This is a genomic window from Geodermatophilus siccatus (assembly GCF_900103785.1).
GTDB lineage: Bacteria > Actinomycetota > Actinomycetes > Mycobacteriales > Geodermatophilaceae > Geodermatophilus > Geodermatophilus siccatus.
The window spans coordinates 423,794-449,352 of the sequence record NZ_FNHE01000004.1 but is presented as its reverse complement, the minus strand read 5'-3'; the positions used below and the strand labels follow the sequence as shown (position 1 = coordinate 449,352).

Here is a 25,559-nt window from a genome sequence, read left to right as displayed (position 1 = left end):
GGGTCTGCTGTACTGCGGGTCCTGTCCAGAACGGGCAGGTCCCATGCGTGCGGGAGGTCCGGTGGTGCACTCCTCCAGCCCGCACGTGCTGCGGTTGTGCAGCGTGTTCGAGCCGGTGCGGGTCGACGGGCGGTCCGCGCGGTACGACCCGATCGGCGGCATGCAGAACCACACCGCCACGCTGACCCGCTGCCTGGACGCCCAGGGGCACGCGCAGACGGTGGTCACCTCGCGGCTGGCCGGCCGGCGGGGCGTCACCCGGCTCGGCCGCTCCGCCGTCGTGCACCGCACCGGGCTCCTGCTGCCGCGGCTGCGCCAGCTGTGGGCGCTGGACGCGCTGCGCGTCGTCCTGCGGCGGCCGGCGCGGCCGGTGGACGTCGTGCACGCGCACCAGGGCGAGGACCTCGCCACCCTGCCGCTGGCCCGGCTCGCCGCGCGGCGGCACCGCTGCCCGCTGGTGGTCACCGTGCACTGCAGCGTCGGGCACACGCTGACCGGCCGGGGCCCGCGCACCCGGCTGCTGCGGGCGCTGGGCGGGTGGGTCGAGCGCTCGGCGCTGCGCCGGGCCGAGGCGGTCGTCGTCCTCACCGACCGGACCGCCGCCGCGCTGGCCGCCGACGGCGTGCCGGCCGCCCGGGTGCACACCATCCCGTCGGGCTTCGACCCGGGCCTGTTCGCCGGCGGCTCCCCCGACGTCCGCCCGCCGATCGCCTTCCCCGCCCACCCGGGCCCGCGGATCGGCTACGTCGGCCGGCTGGCGCCGCAGAAGCGGGCCGACCTGCTGGTCGAGGCGTTCGGGCGGATGCGCGAGCCGGCGTCCCTCGTCGTCGTCGGCGACGGCCCCGACCGCGAGCGGGTGCACGGGCTGGCGGCCGGCCTGCCGCGGGTGCACCTCACCGGGTTCGTCGAGCACACCGCCGTCCCGGCCGTGCTGGCCTCGCTCGACGTGCTGGTGCTGCCGTCGGCCTACGAGGAGATGGGCTCGGTGCTCACCGAGGCCATGGCCTCGGGGCTGCCGGTGGTGGCCAGCGACGTCGGCGGGATCCCCGAGGTGGTGCGCGACGGGCAGACCGGCCTGCTCGTGCCGCCCGGGGACGTCGCCGCGCTGGCCGCGGCGCTGGACCGGCTGGCCGCCGACGCCGACCTGCGCGCCCGGCTGTCGGCGGGGGCGCGCGCCCGGGCCGCCGAGTACGCCTGGCCCCGGCTGGCCAGGCGGGTGGCCGCCGTCTACGCGCGGGTGCGGGGAGGGTGCGCGGTGGGGGCCGCCGCGTGACGGCGGTCGGCGTGCTCGTGCCGGTGTACGACCAGGCCGCCTTCCTGCCCCGCGCGCTGGAGGGCCTGCGCGCGCAGCGGGCCGGCGACTGGACGGCGCTGGTGCTCGACGACGGCTCACCGGACCCCTCGGCGGTCGCCGACGTGGTGCGCGGGCTGGGCGACCCGCGGGTGCGGCTGGTCCGGTGGGCGGACAACCGCGGGCTCGGCGCGACCCTGAACGCCGGGCTCGACGCGCTGGGGACCCCGCTGGTCGCCTACCTCCCGGCCGACGACGTCTGGTCCCCCGACCACCTCACCGCGCTGCTCTACTGCCTGGCCGAGCCCGGCGTCGTCCTGGCGCGGTCGGGCCTCGCCGAGCCGTCGGACACCGCGTACGCCCAGCTGGTGCAGGTGGCGCACCGGCTCACCGCCGACCGGTGGACCGAGCGGGCGGAGCTGGAGAGCGACGACCTCGGCCGGCTGATGTGGGACCGGCTGCGGGGGCGGACGGCGGACACCGGCCGGGTCACCTGCTCGTGGACCCGCCACCCCGGCCAGCGCTCGGCGGCGCTGCGGGAGTCGCGGGACGGCGGGCTGAACGTCTTCCGCAGCCGCTACCGGGTGCGCGAGCCGCTGCGCTTCGCCTCCACCGACGGCGGGGACGTCGACGAGGTCGCCCGCTACGCGCGGTTCCGGTCGCGGTCGTACCCGGCCGACGGGCCGTCCGTGCTGCTGGTCGGCGAGCTCGCGCTCAACCCGGAGCGGGTGCTGGCCCTGGCCGAGCGCGGCACGCGGCTGACCGGGCTCTGGACGACCGACGGCCTCGGCGACGCCACCGTGGGCCCGTTGCCGTTCGGGCACGTGCCCGACCTCCCCCGCGACCGGTGGCGCGACGCCGTGCGGCAGCTCGCACCCGACGTGGTGTGGGCGCAGCTGAACTGGCGGGCGGTGCCGTTCGCGCACGCGGTGCAGTCGGCGTTCCCCGAGCTGCCGTTCGTGTGGACCTTCAAGGAGGCGCCGCAGCGCAGCACCGTCCGCGGGGAGTGGCCGCTGCTGGCCGACCTGGTGACGCGCGCCCCGGCGTCGCTGTTCGCCACCGAGGAGGAGCGCGACTGGTTCGCCCTGGCGCTGTCCGGGCGGGTCGACCCGAGCCGGCTCGGGGTGCTCGACGGCGACCTGCCCAAGCGGGACTGGCTGGACGCGCCGCTCACGCCGAAGCTGTCCGACGCCGACGGGCAGCCGCACACCGTCGTCACCGGCCGGCCGTCGGGGCTGGACCTCGACTGGGTGCTCGGGCTGGCCGCGCGCGGCGTGCACACCCACCTCTACGGGCAGGTGCGGGCGCCCGGGCCGAAGGGCTCGTGGACCGGCTGGCTCGACGTCGCGCTCACCGCCGCGCCGGGGTTCGTGCACCTGCACCCGCCGGTCGGGCCCGACGGGTGGGTGCGCGAGCTGTCGCGGTACGACGCCGGGTGGCTGCACCGCTTCGGCAGCACCAACGACGGCGACCTGCGGCGGGCCACGTGGGACGACCTCAACTCCCCCGCCCGGCTGCCGGTCTACCTCGCCGCTGGGCTGCCACTGCTGCAGCAGGCCAACCCCGGGTCGCTGGTGTCGGTGGAGCGGGTGCTGCGCCGCGACGGGACCGGCCTGCTCTACCGGTCCGCCGACGACGTGGCCACCGTCCTGGCCGGGGAGCTGGCCTCCCGGCGGGGCGCGACGGCGGCGCTGGCGGTGCGCGAGCAGCACACCTTCGACGCGCACGCCGACCGGGTGCTGGAGCTGTTCGGCGCGGTGCTCGGCGCGCGGTGACGCTCGGCCCTGGTGCTGCGGGCACCCGCGCGGCACCCTTCCGGCCAGCACGCACCGAGGAGGACGCCGTGCGCACCCTCGTCGTCGGCGGGACCGGCACCGTCGGCCGGCCCCTGGCCGCGGAGCTGGTCCGCCGCGGTCACGAGGTCCGGGTCCTCAGCAGGAGTGGCGGCACGGCCGGCACCACCGGCGCCGTCGGTCATCGCGGGGACGTGGCCGCCGGCACGGGTGTCGACGAGGCGGTGGCCGGTGTCGAGGCCGTGGTCGACTGCCTCAACGTCGAGACCGTCCGACGGAGCCGTGCCGAGGCCGTGCTGGTGCGCGGCACCCGCCGGCTGCTCGACGCCGGGGCCGCGGCCGGCGTGCGCCACCACGTGCTGCTGTCGATCGTCGGGATCGACCGGATCCCCTACCCCTACTACGCCGCCAAGCTCCACCAGGAGGAGGCCGTCACGGCCGGCCCGGTCCCGTCCACCGTGCTGCGGGCCACGCCGTTCCACGAGTTCGTCGCCACGGTGGCCCGCCGCGGCCGCGTCGGCCCGTTCGTCCTCGTGCCCCGGCTGCGCACCGCACCCGTGGCCGCCGTCGAGGTCGCCCGGGCGCTGGCCGACGCCGTCGAGGGCGGGCCGTGCGGTCGGGCACCCGACATCGGGGGACCGCGGGAGGAGGAGTTCGTGGACCTGGTCCGCGTGCTCCTGCGCGCGCGGGGCGACCGCGGCGTCGTGGTGCCGGTCGTCTGGCCGGGTCGGGCCGGGCGGGCGATGCGTGACGGGGCGCAGCTGCCCACCGGGGGCCGGCGCGGCCACCAGTCGTTCGACGAGTGGCTCGCGGAGCACCACGGCCCGGGCGGGAGCGGCTCCGCCGGTCGGTCGTGATGCCCGGACCTGTCGGTCCCCCGGCCTACCGTCGCGGCGTGTCGATCGAGCTGCGGTGGGCGGTGACGGACGGGCCGGCGGGCACCGCTGCCGTCACGCTGCCCGAGGACGGGACGGCGGCCCGCGTGCTCGGCCTGGACCGCAGCGGCGGCTTCTGGTGCTCCCGCGAGGCCGGCGGGTGCGGTGGCCGGCTCGTCCTGGAGGCCCGGGACGGCGCTCGGCCGCACTTCCGGCACTCCGGCGACGTGCGCTGCGCCTTCACGGCGGCGGACGCCGGGCCGGCGTATGAGCTCCTCCGCCACCGGCGGGCGCTGGGGGCGTGGCTGGCCGCGCAGGGGTTCCGGCCGGTGCTCGAGGAGGTCCCCGGGACGAGCGGGCTCCACGTCGTCGTGGCCGAGGTGAGCTGCGCCCTGGCCGTGCAGCTCTCGCCCCTGCCCGACACCGCCTGGCGGGAACGCGACGACCGGTACCGCAGGCAGGTGCGGCACGTGACCTGGCTCTACGGGCCCGCGGCCGAGTCGGCCGGCGACACCGAGCTGGCCGTCCGGGGCGTCGCCTACGCGGTGCGCCGGCACAACACCGGGCTGCTCGTCGGCGTCCGGGACGTCGACGGCGGGACGCGCTGGGTGCGACTCGGCGCCTGCCGCCTCACCGCTGACGGGTTCGAGGCGCCGGGCGCGGCGGAGGCCCGGGCGCTGCACGCCTGCCGCGCGGCCGACCGGCAGGAGGCGGCGCGCCGCGCCGCCCGGTGCGCGGAGCGGGCGGCGCAGGGGGCGCGGGAGCACCCGCGGGTCGAGGCGCCGCCCGTCCTCCCGTTCCCCGCGTAGCGGACCGGCCCGGCTACTCGCCGGTGGCGCCGTCGATCGCCTCGCGCAGCAGGTCCGCGTGGCCGTTGTGCCGGGCGTACTCCTCGACCAGGTGCAGCAGTACCCAGCGCAGCGAGTACTCGTCGTGCCGGCCCCACGGCCGGTCCGCGGTGTCGAGCGGGAGCTGGTCGACGACCTTGCCGACGGCCTCGGTGACGGCGTGCCAGGTCGCCCAGGCGGCGTCGACGTCGGCCTGGGTGACGGTGTCCGGGTCGACCCGGAACTGCTCGTCGCGGTCCCGGACCACGTCCGGCCAGATGTCGTACGGCAGCCCGCCGAAGCCGACCAGCCAGCCGGTCTCCACCGCCGCGAGGTGGCGGACCACGCCCAGCAGGGTGAGCTCCGAGGTGGGGACGGCGCGGATCGCCAGCTGCTGCGGCGTCAGGCCCGCGCACTTCCAGGCCAGGGTCTCCCGCTGGTACTGCAGGAACCCGGTCACCAGCGGGACCTCGTCCCCGGTCAGCGGGGGCTCGGTGCGGTCGTCCTCGGGCGTCACGCCCACCTCCTCGTCCGGCGCTGTCGCGGCAGTGTGCCGCACCGCCGAGCGGGCCGGCTGCTCGGCGGCCCGCCTCGACGCCGCCGGACGACACCGCGGAGCACAGTGCAGCCGAGCGCTCGTCCGCGCACCGACAGCCCGACCGTCCCCACGGTGTCCGGGCCACCGGACGCTGCACGAGCGCGATCGCGTCGTGCCGCTCGGCCCGGCTACTGGACCGGGCTCCACGACTCGGCTGTCGGAGGGACTCCCGGCTGCCGATGGATCGATGTCCGGTGGGACCCGCGGACACGACACCCGGAGACGGTGCAACGGGAGCATCCCGTGCACGGATGGCGAGGGAGCGACACGTGCTCGGCAGACCGACGTCACCAGGAGTGGGGCTCCTCGTCGTCGCGCTGCTCGCGACGAGCGGGTGCACGGGACCGGTGAGCACAGCCACCGCACCGGTCACGACAGCGGCAGTCGACGACAGCCCGGCACCCCCGGCCTCGTCCGCGAGCAGGTCGCCGGCACCGGCCATCCCGGCGCCACCGCCGTCGCCTGACGTCGTCGTACTGGACCCGGGCCACAACGGCGCGAACGCGTTCCACCCCGAGGAACTGGGTCGCGCTGTGCCGGCAGGAGGCTTCACCAAGCCGTGCAACACGACCGGGACCGCCACTGACGGGGGCTACCCGGAGCACGCCTTCGCCTTCGACGTCGCCCTGCGTGCCGCGGAGCTGTTGCGTCACGAGGGCGTGACGGTGGTGCTGACCCGTCCCGACGACAGCGGTGTCGGACCGTGCGTGGACGCGCGCGCGGCCGTCGCCAACGACGCTGGTGCCGATCTCGCGGTCTCCATCCACGCGGACGGCGCTGCCGCGGACGCGCGGGGTTTCCACGTCATCACACCGGCTGTGGCGCCTGACGGAGGGAACGCGTCGATCGTCGAGATCTCGGCGCGGGCGGCGCTGGACCTGCGGGCAGCATTCGGTGCGGCGACCGGGCAGGCGCCGGCGACCTATCCCGGTGGACTGCTGGAACCGGGGCTCACCCGCCGCGACGACCTGGCGGGGCTCAACCTGGCGCGCGTGCCTGCGGTGTTCATCGAGTGCGCCAACATGCGCAACGCCACGGACGCCGCTGCGGTGGTCGACGCCTCGTGGCGGCAGCGTGCAGCCGAGGGCATCGCGGACGGTGTCCGCGTCTTCCTCGCGACGTCGCCCCGATGAGGGGGCATCCGGTGTCGTCCCATCGGGTGAGGCTCGTCGTCGGCGTCCGCACGGCGACGAGCCGCGGACTAGCGTCCTGCCGTTCGACGCCGACGATCCGGGGGGACCTCATGCGGCGCAGGGTCGCGACGATCGTGGCCCTCGGCGTGACCGTCGCCGTCACGGCTGGATGCGGGACCACGGTGCGCGGACTGGCCTCCCCCGCTGAGGGCACGTCGGCTGCCTCCACACCGGCGACCCCGCCCCCTCGGGACGGCGCTGCCGACGGCGCCGACCCCGCCTGCCTCATCGAGGATGGTTGCCCTGCTCCCGGCGCTCCGGCCTCCTCCCGCGGCCCCGGCACCACGGACACCGTGGTGTGTGCGCCGCTGCCCACCGCGATGGCCGTCTTCGACGAGCAGGCCGGCGCCCTCTTCCCGAGCGGTCAGGTCCCGAACTCGAGCTCGGACGCCAGCCTCAGCGGCCTGCAGGGCCTGGTCATCGACGTCGTCGACCAGTGCGGTTACCAGTTGATGGTCGACGTGGCGAACCAGTACCCCGATCCGCTCTACGGCTGGCTGCGCACCACGGCGGTCATGGCGCTCGGCGAGATCTCCGCGCTGCCGGACGGCCTCCGCTGTGCGGACCTGGCCTCGCTCGGGCTCGGGCCGAAGCAGGCGCTCGACTACTGGTTCCTCTGGAACGGCCCGAGCCTCATGGACGCCGACGTCGACGGCATCCCCTGCGAGACCGTCTGGCCGGACGTCGAGCAGTACATGCCGGCGCACTACTGACCGACCCCGGGCCTCGTCCCCGGCCGGACGTGGTCCCGGGGGCGACGCGTGTGGGTACGCCTCGTCGCGGCCAGTCGGGACGCCGCACCCTCACCGACGCGCCCAGCCGAGACGAGGGCGCAGCTGACGGAACCGGTGGAGACGGCTGCGCGGTACCAACGGCCCTCGGCAGCACATGCCCTGCTGCGTGTCCGGGGACGGTAGCCGTCCGACGACGTCCGTGCGGGTCAGCACCCGCCGGAGCGGCCGTGCAGGAACTCGACGAGGACGGCCGCGAGGTCCTCGTCGGCGACGCCGTGCCAGCTGCCGGGCAGGCTGCGGTGGCTGCCGGAGCGCAGCTGTGCGGCGACGGACGCCGCCATCCCGGTGAGGTCGTCGCTGCTGCCCTGGCTGTCCAGGACCAGGGTCGGGACGGTCACCGCAGCCCGGAGTTCCGTCGTCGTGGCCTCGCTGACCCGGCTGTCGTACACCAGCGTGTGCGCCACCGACTCCATCGCCGTCCACGCCGGGCTGCCGCGCATCTCCGCGACCATCTCGGCCGGGACGCCGATGCTGCTCAGGAAGTGCTCCAGGGCGGCGTCACGCCGGCCGGCCGACACCAGCGCCTCGAGCTCCACGGTGAAGGCGGCCTGCGCCGGCCGGTCCTCGACGGAGCCGATCGGCGGTTCGAGCAGCACCATCGCCGGGATCGGCAGCCCGCGCGCGGCTGCCTGCAGGGCGACCAGCCCGCCGCTGGAGAAGCCGTACAGGCACGCCGCGCCGCCGACGTCCTCGATGAGCGCGGCGAGGTCCTCGACCTCCCGCTCGACGGCGTACGGCGGGGTGTCGCCGCTGTCCCCGCGGCCGCGGCGGTCGTGGTGGACGACGGTGAAGTCCCTCGCGAGGAGGTCGATCAGCCCGGCGGAGAAGGAGCTGAGCCCGCGGAAGTGACCGGCGGCGTCCACGAGCACGAGCGGCGGCCCGCTCCCGGTGCGCTCGAACGCGATGACCGTCCCGTCCGCCGACCGGACGGTGTGCGGCTGCCTCCCCGAGGTCATCGCGGACCCCCCTGCGCCGTGCGGGACCGTTCAGGGGTTGGACCCGCGGCGCACCGCGGAGTCATCGCCGTGGGCACACAGCGCGGACCGCGCGCGGACAGCGCTGCATGCACACCGCGGCCGGACGGCCTACGACGCGGGCTGCTCCTCGGACGGCGGGCCGACCTCGTCCGCCGCGGGCACCGGCACCTCCTGCGCGGGCACCGGCACCTCCGCCGCGGGCACCGGCACCTCCGCCGCGGGCACCGGCACCTCCTGCGCGGGCACCGGCACCTCCTGCGCAGACGCCGGCGCCTCCTGCGCGGGCACCGGCGCCTCCTGCGCAGGCACCGGCGCGTCGGGACGGCGCCGGGTCAGGCGCAGGTGCGGCAGGTGCAGGCGCGGGCGGTGCAGCGTGCCGCGCGTCGTCAGCCGGTCGACGACCCGCGGCGGCAGGTGCACGTGCGGGAGCTGCGTCAGGTGCGGGTGCGGCAGCCGCCGGACGCCGGGCGGCACGTGCTGCGCCACGACGGCCGCCGCCCGCACACGCAGCCCCGCCTCCTCGCGCGCTCTGATCGCCGCCCGGGCGGCCCGGTGATCACGCTCCCACCGCGCGGTGTTGCTCCGCGCCATCGCGATCACCAGTGCGATCTCCAGCCCGAAGCCGAGCACGACGACAGCCGCCCACTTCATGACGACCCACTCCCCGAGCGCCGCGGGAGCCCGGCCCACCCGGCGTGCGCGGCGATGTCGGCAGGATCCGCCCCCGGGGGTTGCGGGACAAGTGCGTCCGCAACGACTCACCGGGCGACACGCCGGTACACCTCCTGCAGCGCCGCGACGTGTGCCGTGGGGTCGTGCCGCGACCGCACCCGGGCCCATCCCGCACGGCCGAGACGGCCCGCCCCGGCGGGGTCCGACAGCAGCCGGGTGAGCGCGCCGGACAGCGCGTCGGCGTCCCCGGGCGGCACCAGCAGCCCCGTCGTCCCGTCGTCCACCAGCTCGGGGACGCCGCCCACCGCGGAGGCCACCACCGGCACGCCGTGGGCCGCGGCCTCGAGGACCGCCATCGGGCAGTTCTCCCACCACAGCGCCGGCAGGACGGCGACCGCCGCGGCCCGCAGCTCGGCGGCGACGCGGTCCGGCGCCAGCGGGCCCAGGACGTCGACCGGCAGCTCCTCCGCCGCGACCCGCGCCCGCACCGCCCGCTCCAGCCGCCCGGACCCGGCCAGCCGCACCCGCACGCCCGCCGGCAGCCGCGCGGCGGCGTCCAGCAGGGTGTCCACGCCCTTCTCCGCGACCAGCCGCGAGGCGTACAGCACCGCCGGCGGGTCCGCGGGGGCGGTCCGGGGCGAGGGAGCCGCGACCACCGGGTTGGGCAGCACCTCGACCCGGTCGGCCGGCAGACCGCCCTCGACCACCCGGTCGCGCAGGAACCCGCTCGGCGCCACGAACCGGTCCACCCGGTCGTAGACGCCGCGGGCGCGGGCGGCGTAGGAGTCCACCGCCGCGGCGACCGACCGCCACCGCGAGCCCTCCAGGCAGCGGTGCCGCACCACCTGCCAGGAGCCGCCGGACAGGCAGCGGGTGCAGGGCGCGCCCTCGGTGAACAACCGGAAGTTCGGGCAGACCGGCTTGTAGTCGTGCAGCGTCATCACCGTCGGCACGCCTCGGCGCTGGAGCGCGTCGAGCACCGAGAGCGTCAGCCGCTCGAAGACGTGGTGCACGTGCGCGACGTCCGGCCGCACCTCGTCGACCACCCGCGCCAGCGCCCGGTACGCGGCCGGCGACCACACCCCGGCCCACGCCTCCCCGAACCGGGTCCGCGCGCCGGCCCCCGCCGCTCCCGGCAGGGAGGAGCGCACCGGGGTGGGCAGGGTCCGCTCCTCGGCCACGGCGAAGGGCACCACCTCGTGCCCGGCGGCCCGCAGCAGGTCCGCGGTGAGGACCAGCACCGTCTCCGCGCCGCCGGGCCCCTCGGTCCAGTGGTTGCCGACGAGCAGGACCCGCACGGCGATCAGGGGACGTCGAAGCGCAGCACGGCCTGCAGCGGCGGCGCGGCCAGCCGGCGGCCGGCGAGGTCGGCGAGCAGCCGCGGCCCCTCCTCGAACGGCAGGACGTCGGTGACCAGGTGCCGGCGGACGTCGTCCCCTCGCCGGCGCAGCAGGTCGAGGGTGACCTCCGCCAGCGCCGTCCTCGGCCAGGCACCGGCCATGCCCCGCGGCACCCGGCCGATCTGCGCGCAGACCACCGCCAGGCCGTTGTGGTGGAACTCCTCGCCGAGCCGCACCGCCTCGGCGCCGGCCTGGTAGAAGCCCAGGTCGACGACCGTGCCCTGCGGGCGCAGCGCCTTGAGGCCGGTGGCCAGCGCGGCATCGTGCCCGCGGCACTGCAGCACGACGTCGGCGCCGGCGTCCCCCGGCCCGTGCCGCCAGCGCTCCTTGACCGCGCGCCAGGCCGGGGAGGCGGGCTCGGCAGCGGCGCCGTCCGCGAGGGTGGTCAGGCCGAGCGCCTCGGCGACCGCGCGCCGCTCGGCGGAGGGCTCGGCGACGACGACGTCCGCGGCCCCGTGCTGCACGGCGAGCATCGCGCTGAGCAGCCCGATGACCCCGGCACCGGTGACCAGCACGTGCCGGTCGCGCACCCCGGCGTCGACGCCCGCACCCGGTCCGGCGACGTCGGCGGCGGCGTGCAGCAGCCCGTTGACGCAGATCGGCCCCATCTGGGCCAGGTAGACGCCCAGCAGCGGGTCGAGGTCGTCGGGCACCGGGATGACCGGCTTGACCGACGGGTCGGCGCAGGTGCCGGTGCGGTGCCCGTAGGCCATGGCGACCAGCTGCCCCTCGGCCAGGTCGGGGGTGCGGCTCTCGGTGACCCGGCCGACCTCCATGTAGCCCAGGCCGGCCACCGGGTAGGCGGCGGGCGGGCCGGCGTCGTCGAACGAGCGCAGGTCGGGGTCCCAGTGCAGCATGTGGTGCGGGTCGGTGCCGCGGACCAGCGCCACCTCGGTGCCGGCGCTGATCCCGCTCCACTCGGTGCGCACCCACGCCTGCCCGGGGCCGGGGTCGGGCTCCTCGAGGTCCAGGATCGCCGGCCGCCCCGGCTCGACGACGCCGATGCTGCGGACCGCGCGGCTCACAGCTGCACCGCCCCGCCGTCGGCGGCCGCCCTGGCGACGGCGACCGCCAGCCGGTGGGTGCGCAGCGCCTCGCGGTACGGCGTCCGGACGTCGTGCCCCTCGCCCCGGACGGCGGCGACGAAGGCGCGGTCCTCGGCCTCGAAGGGGTCGACGTCGCGGTCGATCGTGCGCTCGCCGTCGGCGTCGGTGACCACCAGCCGGTGCTCGGTGAGCCACAGCCCCAGGCCGGGAGCGACCAGCTCGACGCCGATCCGGTGCGCGCGGGGCAGCAGGCAGCTGTTGGAGAAGGACCCGACCGCGCCGCCCTCGAAGCGCAGCGCGGCGGTGCAGACGTCGAGGATGTCGCCGGGGCCGTCGGGCGAGCGCGAGCCGGTGGCCCAGCCGCCCTCGACCTCCCCGACCAGCACCCGGGCGACGTCGAAGAGGTGGGTGGCCTGCTCGACGGTCTGCCCGCCGGAGCCGTCCTGCCGCGCCCACCAGTCCACCCGCGGCGCCTTGTCCAGCCACGTGCCGAGCACCATGCGGGCCGGCGCCCCGGCGAGCAGGTCGCGCGCCATCTCGAGGGTGTCGAGGTAGCGCCAGTGGTAGCCGACGGCGGTGAGCAGGCCGGCGGCGTCGATGCGGTCGGCCAGCGCCTCCGCGGTCGCGAGGTCGGTCGCCAGCGGCTTCTCGACGAACAGCGGCAGCCCGCGCTCGACGGCCGCCGACTCGACCTCGCCGTGCGCGTGCGGCGGGACGCAGACCCACAGCGCGTCCAGGCGCTCCACGTCGAGCAGGTCCGCCCAGTGCGCGTAGGCCGCGGCCCCCGCGCGGGCGGCGAGCACCTCGGCCCGGTCGGCGCGCGGGTCGGCGATCCCGGCGACGGTCACGCCCTCGATGGAGGTGAGCGCGTCGAGGTGCCGACCGGCGATGAACCCGGCTCCGACCAGGCCGATCCTCGTCGTCATGTCCGCCTCCTGCCCGGGCCGGCCGGGCGGCAACCCTCGTCAGTCCCGGAGCCGGACGGGCCCGCCCTCACGCCCCGCCCGGTCGGCAGCGCAGGCCAGGGCGTGCGAGCGCAGCCCCTCGGCGTAGGGGACCCGCACTCCGGGGGCCGCCCCGAGGAGCACGTCGAGGAACTCCCGGTCCTCGGCGGCGATGGGGTCCTCGGCGGAGCCGGTGGTCTCCTCCCCCTCGGCGCCGGAGACGCGCAGCTGGTGGTCGGACAGGCCGCGCTCTGTCACCTCCACGGCGAGCCCCTCGGTGACCAGCTGCAGCCCGACGGAGTGGCGGCGGCCGAGGACCCGCGCCGAGGAGATGCTCCCCACCGCGCCCGAGGCGAAGGTCAGCAGCGTGGTGGAGGCGGCCGGGACGTCGCCCTCGGGCGCGGCCCGCTCGACCGCGGCGACGGTGTCGACCTCGCCGGCGAGCAGCCGGGCGAGGTCGAACAGGTGGGTGGTCTGCTCGACGACCTGCCCGCCCGAGGCCGCCCGGCGCGACCACCACGGCGCACCGGGCGTGCGGTCCAGCCAGGCACCGGTCACCAGCTGCACGGGTCGGTCCCGCAGCAGCTCCTGCGCCCGGTGCACGAGCCCCAGGTGCCGCCAGTGGTAGCCGACGGCGGTGGTCAGCCCGGCCGCCGCGACCTCGGCCCCGATCGCCTCGGCGGTGGCCAGGTCCGGCCCCAGCGGCTTCTCCACGAAGAACGGCAGGCCCCGGGCGACCGCCGCGGCCTCCAAAGGCCCGTGGGCGAACGGCGGGACGCACAGCCAGACGGCGTCCAGCTCCTCGGTCTCCAGGAGCGCGGTCCCGTCCGGGTACGGCCGCGCGCCGGAGCGCGCGGCGGCCTCCTCGGCCCGCGCGGGGACGGCGTCGGCGACCGCGACGACCGCCACGTCGTCGAAGCCGGCGAGCGCGCCCAGGTGCCGGCCGGCGATGAAGCCCGTGCCGACGACGCCGACCCGCAGGCGGGTCACCACAGCGCCCCGCGCAGGACCGACTCGTAGACCGCTGCGGTGTCCCTGGCCATCCGCTCCCGGGTGAACCCGGCCAGGTACCGGCGCCGCCCGGCGTCGCCCTGGCGGCGCCGGAGCGCGGGGTCGGCGAGCAGCCGCGCCAGGGCCGCCCCCAGGGCGGCGGGGTCCCCCGCCCGCACCAGCGCGCCGGTGACGCCGTCCTCGACGACCTCCTCGGTGCCGATCACGCGGGTGCCCACCACCGGGAGCCCCTCCTCCATCGCCTCCAGCGCCACCAGGGGCAGGCCCTCGTGCCGCGAGGGCAGCACGAACACGTCGGCCGCGGCCAGCAGCTGCCGGGCGTCGCCCCGGTGACCGGGGAACCGGACGGCGCCGCCCACGCCGAGCCCGGCGGCCCGCTTCTCCAGCGCCTCGCGCAGCGGTCCGTCGCCGACCAGCACGACGGCGAGGTCCGGGAACCGCCCCAGCAGGCCGGGGACGGCGTCGACCAGGTGCCACTGGCCCTTCATGTGGGTCAGCCGGCCCACGGTGAGGACGACGGGCTGCCGCGGGTCCAGGCCCAGGGCGGCGCGGGCGGCCTCCCGGCCGATCCGGTCGGCGAGCGGGGCCACGCCGTTGGGCACGGTGGTCAGCCGCTCCGGGGGGACGCCGATCCGGGAGTAGGTGCGCCGCAGCCCCTCCGAGACCGCGATGAGCCGGTCGACCTCCTCGATCGCGTGGTGGAAGGCCCGCCGCTTGCGCGGGGAGGACACCAGGTAGGGCAGGTGCTGGCTCTGCACGACCGCCGGGCACCCGGCGCGGCGGGCGAGGCGCACGCCGTCCCAGTCCTCGCAGCCGGTGCCCACGTGACAGTGGAAGACGTCGGCGGGCGAGGTGACGAGGGAGTCCGACACCACGGCGGAGAAGCCGGGGTCACGGGGTGAGGGCAGCTCCACGGTGCGGGCGCCCAGCTCGGCGGCGCGGTCCAGCAACCGCCGGCCGCCCACCGTCGGCCTCATCATCAGCGCCACGTCGGCCGTCCCGGCGAACTCGGCGATCAGGTCCACCATGTGCGCGCCCATCCCCGAGGGGTCGGTCGACGGCGTGTAGAAGCAGATCGAACGGCAGGCGGTCATCGGCGTCCCCCGTGGTCGGTGGGCCCCGTGGGCTCCGGGACGTGGAAGCTATCGCCCCTCGCACCCCCGTGTGGCCTGGAGCACAGCGCCTTCCTCCCGGGCTCGCGGGTGTTCCGCAGCCGCGAGCCGACCCTGGGTGCGTTCCGGGCGGCGGACCGGGGCGCGCGTCCCGTGGCTGGCACCCAGGACGGTCCCGACCTGCACTCCACCACCCGCGAGCCGGCCAGCGGCCCCGACTACGCCGCGATCAGCACCCGTATGCCGAGCGGACACATCCGGACCCAGTACATCTGGGTCGGCGTCGAGGGGGACGGGTTGTTCGTCAACACCGGTCCGCACCGGCAGGAGTTCCGGGACCTCGAGCGGGACCCGCGGGTGACCCTGGCCATCCGGGACGAGCAGAACCCGTACCGCTACGCGGAGGTCCGCGGCCGCGTCGTCGAGACCGAGCGCGGCCAGCGCGCCCGCGACCAGATCGACGAGCTGTCCCAGAAGTACGACGGCAAGCCCTACCCCGCCGAGAACATCACGACCGAGCGGGTGATCGTCTGGACCGAGCCGGAACGCCAGACCATCGCCGGCTGAGCACGGACCCCGTCCTCCCCACCCCCCGCACGCTCAGGCCGCCCCCGAGACGGAGCCGACCCCCGATCGAGGCCAGGTCACCGGCGGGGCGCCAGGCCCTCCACGACGGCCGCGACGTCGGCCGCCGACGGGTCGGGTAGCCGCTCGGCCGCCGTGTCCATCGTCGCCAGCACCGCGGCGGTGAGCCGGTCGGGGACACCCGTGGCCTGCAGGGCCGCCCGGATCAGCCGCGCGTCCTTGGCCGCCCCGGTGAGGGCGAAGCTGACCGGGTACTCGCCGTCGAGCATCAGGCCGGCCTTGAGGTGCGCGTACGGGGTGTCCAGCGGGCCGCCCTCGATCGCGGCGAGGAAGTCGCGCGGGTCCAGCCCGAGCCCGCGGGCCAGCGCCACCGACTGGGCCACGCCGGCGGTGACCATGAACAGCCAGGCGTTGCAGACCATCTTCAGCCGGCTGCCGGCCCCGGCCTCGCCGAGCCACAGGGTCTTCGACCCGAGCGCGTCGAGCACCGGGGCCAGCCGGTCCCGGACCTCCTCCGGGCCCGAGGCGAGCAGCACCAGCGCCCCCTTCTCGGCGGGCTCCTTGGTGCCGAGGACGGGGCAGTCGACCAGCACCAGGTCCAGCTCCCGGGCCGCGGCGACCGTCCTGTCGGCGCCCTCCAGCCCGACGGTCGAGGTCTGCAGCCACACGGTGCCGGCCGCTGGTGACGCCTGCCGGACGACGTCGAGGACGGCGTCGGCGTCCAGCAGCATGGTCAGGACGACGTCCGCGCCGTCCGCTGCCTCGGCCGGTGAGTCGAACGCCTCCGCGCCGGTGTCGGTCAGCGCCCGGGCCTTGGCGGTGTCCCGGTTCCACGTGCGGATGGGCAGGCCCGCTCGGCGCAGCGACCGCACCATCCCCGCGCCCATCGTGCCCGTACCGAGGACCGTCACCACCGGTGTCGACATGTCGCCAGTCTGCGGTGGGCGGCGGGTGCGCACGAACCGGCGGGGTCGGGCGGGCGGTGGCGCAGGGGGCGGGACAGGAGGGCAAGAACGGTCGGGCGCGAGGCCGCCGTCCCCGGCCAGACTCGCTGACGTGGCCGACGACGACCCCCTCCCCGGACGGGACCGACTCCGCGAACTGCTCGACGCCGTCCTCGACGAGGACAACCGCACGCTGCCCGACATGGCCGGCGACGCCTTCGCCAGCCCCTGGTACTTCGCCCGGCAGGTGAGCCGGGGCGCCGGGGAGCCGCCGGTGGCCCTGCGCCGCCGGGTCCTGCTGGAACGGGCGGCGTGGCAGCTGCGCGAGGGGTCGAGCGTCACCGCGGCCGCCTTCGCCGCCGGGTACGAGTCGGTCGAGGGCTTCGCCCGCGCCTTCGCCCGCGCCTACGGCCGCTCCCCCGGCACGCCGGACGACGACCGCCCGCGCACCCGCGACGAGCACTGGCTGCCGGCGCCCAACGGCATCCACTTCCACCCGCCGACCTCGCTGTGGGTCGCCGACGAGGGCCGGCGCGGCACGCCGGACGAGGTGACCGCCCTGCTGGTGCACCACGACGTCGAGGACACCCGCGCCCTGCTCGAGGCCGCGAAGGCGCTCCCGGAGGGTGAGTACCGCCGCGCCCGGCTGCCCGGGCTCTCGGTGCTGCCCTGGGACGGCCCCGAGGAGTCGGTCGCCGCGGTCCTGGACACGCTGGTGTGGAGCAAGGAGGTGTGGCTGGCCTCGATCGAGGGCGCCGGGCACCCCGCCCGCGGCGCCGACGACCCGGCCACCCTGCTGGCCCGGCACGACGCCGTGGCGCCCCGCTGGCTGGCCGCCGTCCGGGACGTCGCCCGCCGGGGTGCGTGGGGCGACCGGCTGGTCGACGCGCTGTGCGAGCCGCCGGAGACCTTCGTCCTCGGCAGCGTCGTCGCCCACGTCCTCACCTTCTCGGCGCACCGGCGGCTGCTGGTGCGCCACCTGCTCCGGGACGCCGGCCTGGCCGTCGACACCGGGGACCCCATCGAGTGGCTCACCAGGAGGGACCGATGACGCGCACCGTCTACTACACCGCGACCAGCCTCGACGGCTTCATCGCCGACCAGCACCACTCGCTGGACTGGCTGCTCTCCCGGCGCTCCGACGAGCACGGCCCGATGGGGTACGCGGAGTTCGAGAAGCGGGTCGGCGCGCTGGCGATGGGCGCGACGACCTACCAGTGGGTGCAGGAGCACGACCCCGGCGCGTGGGCCTACACCGTGCCCGCGTGGGTGTTCACGCACCGGCAGCTGACCGCGTACCCGGACGCGGACATCCGGTTCACCGCGGCCGACGGCGACGACGGGATCGCCGAGGTGCACGCGGAGATGGTCGCGGCAGCCGGGGGCCGTGACGTGTGGGTGGTCGGCGGCGGCGACCTCGCCGGCCAGTTCGCCGACCGGGGTCTGCTCGACGAGGTGGTCGTCTCGATCGCCCCGGTGACCCTCGGCGGCGGGGCGCCGCTGCTGCCGCGCCGGCTGGAGCTGGTCCGCACCGAGGAGGCGGTCAACGGCGAGTTCGTCTGCATCCGCTACGACGTCGTCCGGGGGTGACCCCGCCGGGGCGTCCCGAGGCCGGGTGGGCAGGTGCGGTCGGCGACGCGCGACGACGCGCCGCGCCCGGCGACCGCGACCGCCCACGCGGCCCGGCCGCCTCCCGACCCGGCGACGCATGGTCATTCACAGTCGTGCATACTTCTTCGCGTGTCCAAGGTGCTCACGTCCCTGCCCGTCGGCCAACGCGTCGGGATCGCCTTCTCCGGTGGTCTCGACACCTCGGTGGCGGTCGCGTGGATGCGCGACAAGGGCGCGGTGCCCTGCACCTACACCGCCGACATCGGCCAGTACGACGAGCCCGACATCAGCTCGGTGCCCGGGCGCGCCGCCGCCTACGGCGCGGAGGTCGCCCGGCTGGTCGACGCCCGTGCGGCGCTCGTCGAGGAGGGCCTGGCGGCCCTGACCTGCGGGGCGTTCCACATCCGCTCCGGCGGGCGCAGCTACTTCAACACCACCCCGTTGGGCCGCGCGGTCACCGGCACCCTGCTGGTGCGGGCCATGCTCGAGGACGACGTCCAGATCTGGGGCGACGGCTCGACCTTCAAGGGCAACGACATCGAGCGGTTCTACCGGTACGGCCTGCTGGCCAACCCCTCGCTGCGGGTCTACAAGCCGTGGCTGGACGCCGACTTCGTCACCGAGCTCGGCGGCCGCAAGGAGATGTCGGAGTGGCTGACCGCGCACGGTCTGCCCTACCGGGACAGCGCGGAGAAGGCCTACTCCACCGACGCCAACATCTGGGGCGCCACCCACGAGGCCAAGGCCCTCGAGCACCTGGACACCGGCGTCGAGATCGTCGAGCCGATCATGGGCGTGCGGTTCTGGGACCCGGGCGTCGACATCGAGCCCGAGGACGTGACGATCCGCTTCGAGCAGGGCCGGCCGGTGGCGATCGACGGCAAGACGTTCGACACCGCCGTCGACCTGGTGCTGGCGGCCAACGCGATCGGCGGCCGGCACGGGTTGGGCATGTCCGACCAGATCGAGAACCGCGTCATCGAGGCCAAGAGCCGCGGCATCTACGAGGCCCCGGGCATGGCGCTGCTGCACGCGGCCTACGAGCGGCTGGTCAACGCCATCCACAACGAGGACACCCTCGCCACCTACCACAGCGAGGGCCGGCGCCTCGGCCGGCTCATGTACGAGGGCCGCTGGCTGGACCCGCAGGCGCTGATGCTCCGGGAGGCCCTGCAGCGCTGGGTCGGGACGGCGGTCACCGGCGAGGTCACGCTGCGGCTGCGGCGCGGCGAGGACTACTCGATCCTCGACACCACCGGCCCGGCGTTCAGCTACCACCCGGACAAGCTGTCGATGGAGCGCACCGAGGACTCCGCCTTCGGCCCGTCGGACCGGATCGGCCAGCTCACCATGCGCAACCTCGACATCGCCGACTCCCGGGCCAAGCTCGAGCAGTACGCGGCCCTCGGCATGGTCGGCAGCGGGCACCCGCAGCTGATCGGCGCCGCGCAGGCGGCCTCGACCGGGCTGATCGGTGCCATGGACGCCGGGGGTGCCCAGGCCATCGCCTCCCGCGGCGCGGTCCCCGAGGACGAGGAACTGCTCGACCGCGCCGCGATGGAGTCCGGCACGGACTGAGCAGAAGGACCCCTCTGCCCCCACGCCTCGCAGGCTCGGCGCGGGTCCCTGCAGAGGGGCCGCTCCCGACGGTTCCGAACGCCGGGGCCTCAGCTCTGCCGGTAGACCGCGTCGGGGACGTCGGTGACGAACATGTGCCCCGGCGCGTGGGTGATCGCGAACGGCGGCCGGGAGGCCATGAGCGCCGCCTGCGGGGTGACCCCGCAGGCCCAGAACACCGGGACGTCGCCGTCGGCGAGCTCGACCGGGTCGCCGAAGTCCGGCCGGGCGAGGTCGGCGATGCCCAGGGCCTCGGGCACACCGACGTGCACCGGCGCCCCGTGCACCTGGGGCATCCGGGCGGTCACCTGCACCGCGGCGGCCACCAGCTCGCCGGGCACCGGCCGCATCGACACCACCAGCGGCCCGGACAGCCGGCCGGCGGGGCGGCAGGCCCGGTTCGTGCGGTACATCGACACGTTGCGGCCCTGCTCGATGTTGCGCACCGGCACACCGGCGTCCAGCAGCGCGGTCTCGAAGCTGAAGCTGCACCCGATGAGGAAGGTCACCAGGTCGTCGCGCCACAGGTCGACGACGTCGGTCGGCTCGTCGACCAGCTCGCCGTCCCGCCACACCCGGTAGCGCGGCAGGTCGGTGCGCAGGTCCGCCCCCGGCGCCAGCGCGGTGGACGTCGACCCCGCGTCGGTCACGTCGAGCAGGGGCACCGGCTTCGGGTTGCGCTGCCCGAACAGCAGCACGTCGTAGGCCCAGTCCTGCGGGACGACGACGAGGTTGGCCTGGGTGTAGCCGGGCGCCCAGCCCGACGACGGGACGGCCAGGCCGGCGCGGTAGTGCTCACGGGCGACCGCGGGGTCGGCGGCGGGCATCGTGGCGGTCACGGGGTCCTCCTCGGTCGGTCGCGAGAGGCCAGGTGCCCATGGTCCCCCGCTCACTCCCGCCCGGCTCGCCCGCAGGTCCTCCTGCAGCTGTCCCCGCCCCCCTGCCCCGTCCGACCCCGCGGACGATCACGGAGCTGCGGGGCGACACGCGGACGAGCCCCGGCGTGTCGCCGCGCCGACCCCGTGGTCGTCGCCGAGCGGCCGGCTGCCCACGCGGACGGGACGCCGCCCGCCCTCGCGTTGCCGCTCCCTGCAAGGGCCCCTAGCGTCGGATCCCCGCCGTCGTGGAGAAGCCCATGTCGCAGAGCCACGAACCCGCCACCACCGCCCCGGCCAGCAGCCGCATGGCCGCGGGCACGCGCTCGACCCTGCTCGGCGCGATGTTCCTCATGGCCACCTCGGCCATCGGCCCGGGCTTCATCACCCAGACGACGACGTTCACCGTCCAGCTGGGTGCCGCGTTCGCGTTCGCCATCGCCGTGTCGATCGTCATCGACATCGCGCTGCAGCTGAACGTGTGGCGGGTGATCGGGGTCAGCGGCCGGCGGGCCCAGGAGCTGGGCAACCTCGTCGCCCCCGGCCTGGGCTGGGTGATGGCCGCGTTCCTGCTGATCGGCGGGCTGGTGTTCAACATCGGCAACGTCGCCGGCGCGGGCCTCGGCTTCGACGCGATGATCGGGCTGGATCCGAGGATCGGTGGCGCGGTGTCGGCCGTCATCGCGATCGGGATCTTCCTCAGCCGCCGGGCGGGGGTCGCCGTCGACCGGATCGTCGTCGTCCTCGGCCTGCTGATGATCGGGCTGACCGCCTACATCGCGATCACCTCGGGCCCGCCGGTCGGCCGGGCGCTGCGCAACGTCGTCCTCCCCGAGCAGGTCTCCTTCCTGGCGATCACCACGCTGGTCGGCGGCACGATCGGCGGCTACATCGTCTACGCCGGCGCCCACCGGCTGCTCGACTCCGGGGTCACCGGCCGGGAGCACGTCCGCGACATCACCCGCGGCTCGGTCACCGGGATCGTGATCACCGGGATCATGCGGGTCGTCCTCTTCCTCGCCATCCTCGGCGTGGTGGCCGGTGGCGCCGACCTCGGCACGGAGAACCAGGCCGCCAACGCCTTCCAGGCCGCGGCGGGCGAGATCGGGTTGCGGGTCTTCGGCGTCGTGCTGTGGGCCGCGGCGATCACCAGCGTCATCGGCGCCTCCTACACGACCATCTCCTTCGTCACCTCCCGCACCCGCACCAGCGACCGCACCCGCACGCTGCTGGTGGTCGGCTTCATCGCCGTCACCACGCTGGCCTTCCTCCTCCTCGGTGCCGCCCCGACCACGCTGCTGGTCTTCGCCGGTGCGTTCAACGGCCTGCTGCTGCCGATCGGGATCGCGGTCATCCTCTGGGTGGCCACCCGCCGGTCCGACCTCCTGCACGGATACCGCTACCCGCGCTGGCTGCTCGTGGTCGGCTGGGTGGCCTGGCTGCTCACGATCTACCTGGCGGTCAACTCGATCCGCCCGGTGATCGCGCTGTTCTCGTGAGGGAGGCTGACGGGATGGACCTCAACTCCGACCTCGGCGAGGGCTTCGGCCAGTGGCGCCTGGGGGACGACGAGGCGCTGCTGGACGTCGTCACCAGCGCCAACGTGGCCTGCGGCTTCCACGCGAGCGACCCGTCGATCATGTACCGGGTCTGCGCCCGGGCCGCGGAGACCGGCGTCGCGATCGGCGCCCAGGTGGGCTACCGCGACCTCGCCGGCTTCGGCCGCCGCTTCATCGACGTGGAGCCGGACGAGCTGACCGCCGACGTGCTCTACCAGATCGGCGCGCTCGAGGCGTTCGCCAAGGTCGCCGGCTCCCGGGTGCGCTACGTCAAGCCGCACGGCGCGCTCTACAACACGATCGTCACGCACGAGGAGCAGGCGGCGGCGGTGGTGCGGGCGGTGGTCGAGTACGACCGCGAGCTGCCGGTGCTCGGGCTGCCCGGGTCGGCCTGGCTGCGGCTGGCCGACGAGGCCGGGCTGACGACGGTGGCCGAGGCGTTCGCCGACCGCGAGTACACCCCCGAGGGCACCCTGGTCTCCCGCCGGCTGCCCGGCGCGGTGCTGCACGACCCCGGCGAGATCGCCCGCCGCTGCGTCGCGATGGCCACCGGCGAGCCGGTCACCGACGTCGAGGGCGGACTGCTGCGGCTGGCGCCGGACTCGATCTGCGTCCACGGCGACACCCCCGGCGCGGTGGCGATCGCCCGGCAGGTGCGCGAGGCCCTCACCGCGGCCGGGGTCTCGCTGGCACCGTTCGCCGCCTGATGCGCGTCCTGCCCAGCGGGTCGACCGCGCTGCTGGTCGAGCTCGACGGCCTCGACGAGGTCCTCGGGCTGTACGCCGCGCTCACGGCCGAGCCGGTCGAGGGGGTGGTGGACGTCGTCCCCGCGGCGCGCACCGTGCTGCTGGTGACCGACCCCGCGGTGACCGGTCTCGCGGCCGTGGAGCAGGCGGTGCGGCAGACGACGCCCCGCTCCGGCCGGCGCGACGGCGGGGAGCTGGTCGAGCTGCCGGTCGTCTACGACGGCTCCGACCTGGCCGACGTCGCCGCGCACCTGGGCGTGGACGCCGCCGAGGTGGTGCGCCGGCACACCGGCACGGAGTGGACCGTCGCCTTCTGCGGCTTCGCCCCCGGCTTCGGCTACCTGACCCCCGACGGCGAGCCGTGGCACGTCCCGCGCCGGAGCAGCCCGCGGACCAAGGTGCCGCCCGGCTCGGTGGCACTGGCCGGTGAGTTCAGCGGCGTCTACCCGCGGGAGTCCCCGGGCGGCTGGCAGCTGATCGGTCGCACCGACGTCGCCGTCTTCGACGTCGACCGCGAGCCGGCGGCGCTGCTGCGTCCCGGCGTCCGGGTCCGCTTCACGGAGGTCCGGTGACGCTGCACGGAGGTCACGTGACCGGCCGCGCCGCGTCGCAGGGCGGAGCGACGCGCTCCCTCACCGTGCTGGCGACCGGCCCGCTGACCACCGTCCAGGACGGCGGCCGGCCCGGGCAGGGCGCGCTCGGCATCGGCCGGTCCGGCGCCTGCGACCGGGCCGCCGCACGGCTGTCCAACCGGCTGGTGGGCAACCCTCCGGACGCCGCCGTGCTCGAGGTGACCCTCGGCGGGCTGGTGCTGCGGACGGGCGCGGACCTGGTGGTGGCCACGACCGGCGCCCGGTGCTCCGGCGCGCACAACGCCCCGACGGTGCTGCGGGCCGGGCGCGAGCTGCGGCTGGGCCTGCCGCCGACGGGGCTGCGCACCTACGTCGCCGTCCGCGGCGGGATCGCCGTCGAGCCGGTGCTCGGCAGCCGCTCGACCGACCTCCTCTCCGGCCTCGGCCCGCCGGCGCTCTCCGCCGGTGACGTCCTGCCCGTCGGCGAGCCCACGGCACCGATGCCGGGGGTGGACCTCGCGCCGGTGCCCGACCCCCCCGGCGGCGAGGTGACCGTGCGGGTGCTCCCCGGCCCGCGCGCCGACTGGTTCCCCGCCGAGGCCGCGGCCGCCCTCACCACGACCGCCTGGGAGGTGACCGGCGAGAGCAACCGGATCGGCCTGCGGCTGGCCGGCGTCGCGCTGGAGCGGTCGCGGGCCGGCGAGCTGGCCAGCGAGGGCATGGTGCGCGGCGCGCTGCAGGTGCCGCCGTCCGGGCAGCCGGTCCTCTTCCTGGCCGACGCCCCGGTGACCGGCGGCTACCCGGTGATCGGCTACGTCGAGGACGCCGACGTCGACCGCTGCGGCCAGCTGCGGCCGGGCCAGACGCTCCGCTTCCGCGGCGCCGTCGCCCCCCGCTGACCACCGGTCGGCGTCCGGCAGGGGGTCGTCGACCCCACGCCGCTCGGGACCGTCCCGACGCTGCTGGTCCTCGACGTCCTCGGCAACCGCATCGGGGACGTCAGCGGGGCTGGCCTGAACCGACATCCCGGGCCGACGTGCCCGGGAGGCACCAGCCCGGTCTGCTGCGCCCGGTCCCCGCGGAGGTGCCGCCCACCACCGCTGCGGAGTGGCCGGCCGGTGCTGCGCGACGATGGGCGTCCCCGATCCCCCTGGAGGAACGCGCGTGCAGACCGCCGACCCGGCGACCGGAACCGGCTCCCCACGCCGCTGGTGGGTGGTGCTCGCGCCCGCCGCCGCCCTGGTGCTGGCCGCCCTGTGCCTGCGCGCGCCGTTCTCGGCCGTCGGGCCGGTCCTCGGCGAACTGGGCACCGAGCTGTCCGTGCCGCAGGCCGCGCTGTCGGTGCTGCCCGCGCTCCCGCTGGTCTGCTTCGGCCTGGTCTCCCCCGTCGCGCCCGCGCTGGCCGCGCGGCTCGGCGTCCAGCGCGCCGTCCTGGCCGGCCTGGCCGTGCTCGCCGCCGGGATCGCCCTGCGCACGGCCGGCACGTGGGGTCTCTACGCCGGCACCGTGCTGCTGTCGGCGGGGATCGCGGTGGGCAACGTGCTGGTCCCGGCGGCCGCGCGGGCCGCGTACGGGCGCCGCGCGGCACCGGTGCTGGGCGCGGCGACCGCCGCGATGGGGTTCTCCGCGAGCCTGGGCGCGGGCCTGGCCCAGCCGCTGACGACGGCGACCGGCAGCGCGGTCGCCGGGCTGACCGTGTGGTCCGCACCGGTGCTGCTCGCGGCCGCCGCGATGGCCCTGCTCGCCCGGCGCCGCGGGCCCGCGGCCGGCCCGCGGGTGGCCCGGCCGCCGGTGGTCGCCGTCCTCCGCGACCGGGTGGCACTGGCGGTGACGGTCTTCTTCGGCCTCCAGTCGCTGGCCTTCTACGTGATGCTCACCTGGCTGGCCGACGTGCTGGAGGACGACGCCGGCACGTCCGCGGTCACCGCCGGGGCGCTCGTCGCCGTCGCAGCCGCGTTCGGCGCACCCTGCGCGCTCGTCGTCCCGCCGCTGGCGGCGCGGGCGCGGTCCCAGGTCGGGTGGGTGGTCGGCGCGACGCTGCTGTCGACCGTCGGCATCCTCGGGTTGCTCGCCGCGCCCACGGCCGCCCCGGCGGTGTGGGCGGTGCTGTGGGGCCTGGGCACGGGGACGGCGTTCCCGCTGGCCCTGACCCTGGTGCTGGTGCGCACCCGGGACGTCGCCCAGACCGGCCGGCTGTCGGCGGCCGCGCAGAGCGTCGGGTACCTGGTGGCCGCGACCGGCCCGCTGGCCGTCGGCCTGCTGCACGACGCGACCGGCGGGTGGCGCGCGGGGCTGGCCGTCCTGGCCGTCCTGCAGGTCCTCCAGCTCGGGGCCGGGCTGTACGCCGGCCGCCCGCGGCTGGTGACCGAGGCGACGACGGACGCTGCCGCGGCCCGCCGCTGACCACGCCTGCCTGGCCCGGCGCCGGCGGGCCAGGAACGGATGGCCAGGTCAGCGGCCCGGAAGTGTCGTACCCGACCCGTTCGGGGCACGACCTCGGCCGGCTCCCTGCGCACG

General features: G+C 76.4%; 26 protein-coding genes. 16 read left to right on the top strand and 10 right to left on the bottom strand.

The window, feature by feature from the left end:
- Positions 1 to 61: 61 nt before the first annotated feature.
- From BLS21_RS10690 to BLS21_RS10675, 4 genes are all read left to right on the top strand, one after another.
- A complete protein-coding gene (locus BLS21_RS10690) occupies positions 62 to 1,273 on the top strand; it encodes a glycosyltransferase (RefSeq protein WP_245700267.1) in 1,212 nt (403 codons plus the stop codon).
- Complete coding sequence (locus BLS21_RS10685) at positions 1,270 to 3,066, top strand: glycosyltransferase family 2 protein (protein WP_091217678.1); 1,797 nt, start codon at positions 1,270 to 1,272, stop codon at positions 3,064 to 3,066. The genes BLS21_RS10690 and BLS21_RS10685 overlap by 4 nt, the downstream gene beginning before the upstream one ends.
- A gap of 68 nt (positions 3,067 to 3,134) precedes the next feature.
- Positions 3,135 to 3,941, top strand: a complete 807-nt coding sequence (locus tag BLS21_RS10680; RefSeq protein WP_091217514.1) for an SDR family oxidoreductase — start codon at positions 3,135 to 3,137, stop codon at positions 3,939 to 3,941.
- Positions 3,942 to 3,979: 38 nt separating this feature from the next.
- A complete protein-coding gene (locus tag BLS21_RS10675; RefSeq protein ID WP_091217511.1) occupies positions 3,980 to 4,768 on the top strand; it encodes a competence protein CoiA family protein in 789 nt (262 codons plus the stop codon).
- A 13-nt stretch (positions 4,769 to 4,781) separates the two neighbouring features.
- Here BLS21_RS10675 and BLS21_RS25550 read toward each other — a convergent pair whose 3' ends face one another.
- Positions 4,782 to 5,303, bottom strand: coding sequence for a DinB family protein (locus BLS21_RS25550; protein WP_217636080.1), 522 nt, complete (start codon positions 5,301 to 5,303; stop codon positions 4,782 to 4,784).
- 415 nt (positions 5,304 to 5,718) lie between these two features.
- Here BLS21_RS25550 and BLS21_RS26200 point away from each other — a divergent pair, with 415 nt between their 5' ends.
- From BLS21_RS26200 to BLS21_RS10660, 3 genes are all read left to right on the top strand, one after another.
- A complete protein-coding gene (locus BLS21_RS26200) occupies positions 5,719 to 5,850 on the top strand; it encodes a hypothetical protein (RefSeq protein ID WP_281241930.1) in 132 nt (43 codons plus the stop codon).
- Entirely contained in the window at positions 5,825 to 6,517 is a 693-nt protein-coding gene (locus BLS21_RS10665; protein WP_245700282.1) for an N-acetylmuramoyl-L-alanine amidase, read from the top strand. Before BLS21_RS26200 ends, BLS21_RS10665 begins: the two co-directional genes overlap by 26 nt.
- Before the next feature lie 353 nt (positions 6,518 to 6,870).
- Positions 6,871 to 7,290: a hypothetical protein gene (locus BLS21_RS10660; protein ID WP_139177078.1), complete on the top strand. Its 420-nt coding sequence runs from the start codon at positions 6,871 to 6,873 to the stop codon at positions 7,288 to 7,290.
- 227 nt (positions 7,291 to 7,517) lie between these two features.
- On the opposite strand, the gene BLS21_RS10655 is transcribed toward BLS21_RS10660, so the two are convergent.
- The 7 genes from BLS21_RS10655 to BLS21_RS10625 form a co-directional block, all read right to left on the bottom strand.
- A complete protein-coding gene (locus BLS21_RS10655; protein WP_091217501.1) occupies positions 7,518 to 8,327 on the bottom strand; it encodes an alpha/beta fold hydrolase in 810 nt (269 codons plus the stop codon).
- A gap of 129 nt (positions 8,328 to 8,456) precedes the next feature.
- On the bottom strand, positions 8,457 to 8,999 hold the full coding sequence (locus BLS21_RS25125; RefSeq protein ID WP_175479528.1) for a hypothetical protein: 543 nt from the start codon (positions 8,997 to 8,999) through the stop codon (positions 8,457 to 8,459).
- Positions 9,000 to 9,106: 107 nt separating this feature from the next.
- Positions 9,107 to 10,318 carry a glycosyltransferase gene (locus BLS21_RS10645; RefSeq protein ID WP_091217494.1) on the bottom strand — a complete coding sequence of 404 codons (1,212 nt, stop codon included), beginning with the start codon at positions 10,316 to 10,318 and terminating at the stop codon, positions 9,107 to 9,109.
- Positions 10,319 to 10,323: 5 nt separating this feature from the next.
- Positions 10,324 to 11,445: a zinc-binding dehydrogenase gene (locus BLS21_RS10640; protein WP_091217491.1), complete on the bottom strand. Its 1,122-nt coding sequence runs from the start codon at positions 11,443 to 11,445 to the stop codon at positions 10,324 to 10,326.
- The gene (locus BLS21_RS10635; protein WP_091217489.1) at positions 11,442 to 12,392 is read right to left on the bottom strand and encodes a Gfo/Idh/MocA family protein; all 951 of its coding nucleotides are present in this window, start codon (positions 12,390 to 12,392) and stop codon (positions 11,442 to 11,444) included. Before BLS21_RS10635 ends, BLS21_RS10640 begins: the two co-directional genes overlap by 4 nt.
- 39 nt (positions 12,393 to 12,431) lie before the next feature.
- A complete protein-coding gene (locus BLS21_RS10630; RefSeq protein ID WP_217636079.1) occupies positions 12,432 to 13,400 on the bottom strand; it encodes a Gfo/Idh/MocA family protein in 969 nt (322 codons plus the stop codon).
- On the bottom strand, positions 13,397 to 14,515 hold the full coding sequence (locus BLS21_RS10625) for a glycosyltransferase family 4 protein (RefSeq protein ID WP_091217486.1): 1,119 nt from the start codon (positions 14,513 to 14,515) through the stop codon (positions 13,397 to 13,399). The genes BLS21_RS10630 and BLS21_RS10625 overlap by 4 nt, the downstream gene beginning before the upstream one ends.
- A 171-nt stretch (positions 14,516 to 14,686) precedes the next feature.
- Between BLS21_RS10625 and BLS21_RS10620 the strand changes: the two genes are divergently transcribed.
- Positions 14,687 to 15,100, top strand: a complete 414-nt coding sequence (locus BLS21_RS10620) for a TIGR03618 family F420-dependent PPOX class oxidoreductase (protein ID WP_091217669.1) — start codon at positions 14,687 to 14,689, stop codon at positions 15,098 to 15,100.
- A 77-nt stretch (positions 15,101 to 15,177) separates the two neighbouring features.
- Here the strand turns inward: BLS21_RS10620 and BLS21_RS10615 are convergent, their stop codons facing one another.
- Positions 15,178 to 16,044 carry an NAD(P)-dependent oxidoreductase gene (locus tag BLS21_RS10615; protein WP_091217481.1) on the bottom strand — a complete coding sequence of 289 codons (867 nt, stop codon included), beginning with the start codon at positions 16,042 to 16,044 and terminating at the stop codon, positions 15,178 to 15,180.
- 130 nt (positions 16,045 to 16,174) lie between these two features.
- On the opposite strand from BLS21_RS10615, the gene BLS21_RS10610 reads away from it, so the two are divergent.
- The 3 genes from BLS21_RS10610 to argG all read left to right on the top strand — a co-directional run bounded on the left by BLS21_RS10610 (position 16,175) and on the right by argG (position 19,251).
- Complete coding sequence (locus BLS21_RS10610) at positions 16,175 to 17,113, top strand: helix-turn-helix domain-containing protein (RefSeq protein ID WP_091217478.1); 939 nt, start codon at positions 16,175 to 16,177, stop codon at positions 17,111 to 17,113.
- Positions 17,110 to 17,652, top strand: a complete 543-nt coding sequence (locus BLS21_RS10605; protein ID WP_091217476.1) for a dihydrofolate reductase family protein — start codon at positions 17,110 to 17,112, stop codon at positions 17,650 to 17,652. Before BLS21_RS10610 ends, BLS21_RS10605 begins: the two co-directional genes overlap by 4 nt.
- Positions 17,653 to 17,802: 150 nt before the next feature.
- Positions 17,803 to 19,251 carry an argininosuccinate synthase gene (gene argG / locus BLS21_RS10600; RefSeq protein WP_091217473.1) on the top strand — a complete coding sequence of 483 codons (1,449 nt, stop codon included), beginning with the start codon at positions 17,803 to 17,805 and terminating at the stop codon, positions 19,249 to 19,251.
- Between the two features lie 89 nt (positions 19,252 to 19,340).
- Here the strand turns inward: argG and BLS21_RS10595 are convergent, their stop codons facing one another.
- The gene (locus BLS21_RS10595) at positions 19,341 to 20,129 is read right to left on the bottom strand and encodes a putative hydro-lyase (protein WP_217636077.1); all 789 of its coding nucleotides are present in this window, start codon (positions 20,127 to 20,129) and stop codon (positions 19,341 to 19,343) included.
- A gap of 296 nt (positions 20,130 to 20,425) precedes the next feature.
- Here BLS21_RS10595 and BLS21_RS10590 point away from each other — a divergent pair, with 296 nt between their 5' ends.
- From BLS21_RS10590 to BLS21_RS10570, 5 genes are all read left to right on the top strand, one after another.
- Positions 20,426 to 21,664: an NRAMP family divalent metal transporter gene (locus tag BLS21_RS10590; protein WP_091217471.1), complete on the top strand. Its 1,239-nt coding sequence runs from the start codon at positions 20,426 to 20,428 to the stop codon at positions 21,662 to 21,664.
- 14 nt (positions 21,665 to 21,678) lie between these two features.
- Positions 21,679 to 22,431, top strand: coding sequence for a LamB/YcsF family protein (locus BLS21_RS10585; RefSeq protein ID WP_091217468.1), 753 nt, complete (start codon positions 21,679 to 21,681; stop codon positions 22,429 to 22,431).
- On the top strand, positions 22,431 to 23,042 hold the full coding sequence (locus tag BLS21_RS10580; protein WP_091217464.1) for a 5-oxoprolinase subunit B family protein: 612 nt from the start codon (positions 22,431 to 22,433) through the stop codon (positions 23,040 to 23,042). Before BLS21_RS10585 ends, BLS21_RS10580 begins: the two co-directional genes overlap by 1 nt.
- A gap of 17 nt (positions 23,043 to 23,059) precedes the next feature.
- Positions 23,060 to 23,941, top strand: a complete 882-nt coding sequence (locus BLS21_RS10575; protein WP_091217664.1) for a 5-oxoprolinase subunit C family protein — start codon at positions 23,060 to 23,062, stop codon at positions 23,939 to 23,941.
- Between the two features lie 265 nt (positions 23,942 to 24,206).
- On the top strand, positions 24,207 to 25,445 hold the full coding sequence (locus tag BLS21_RS10570) for an MFS transporter (RefSeq protein WP_091217461.1): 1,239 nt from the start codon (positions 24,207 to 24,209) through the stop codon (positions 25,443 to 25,445).
- The last annotated feature ends 114 nt before the right edge of the window (positions 25,446 to 25,559 follow it).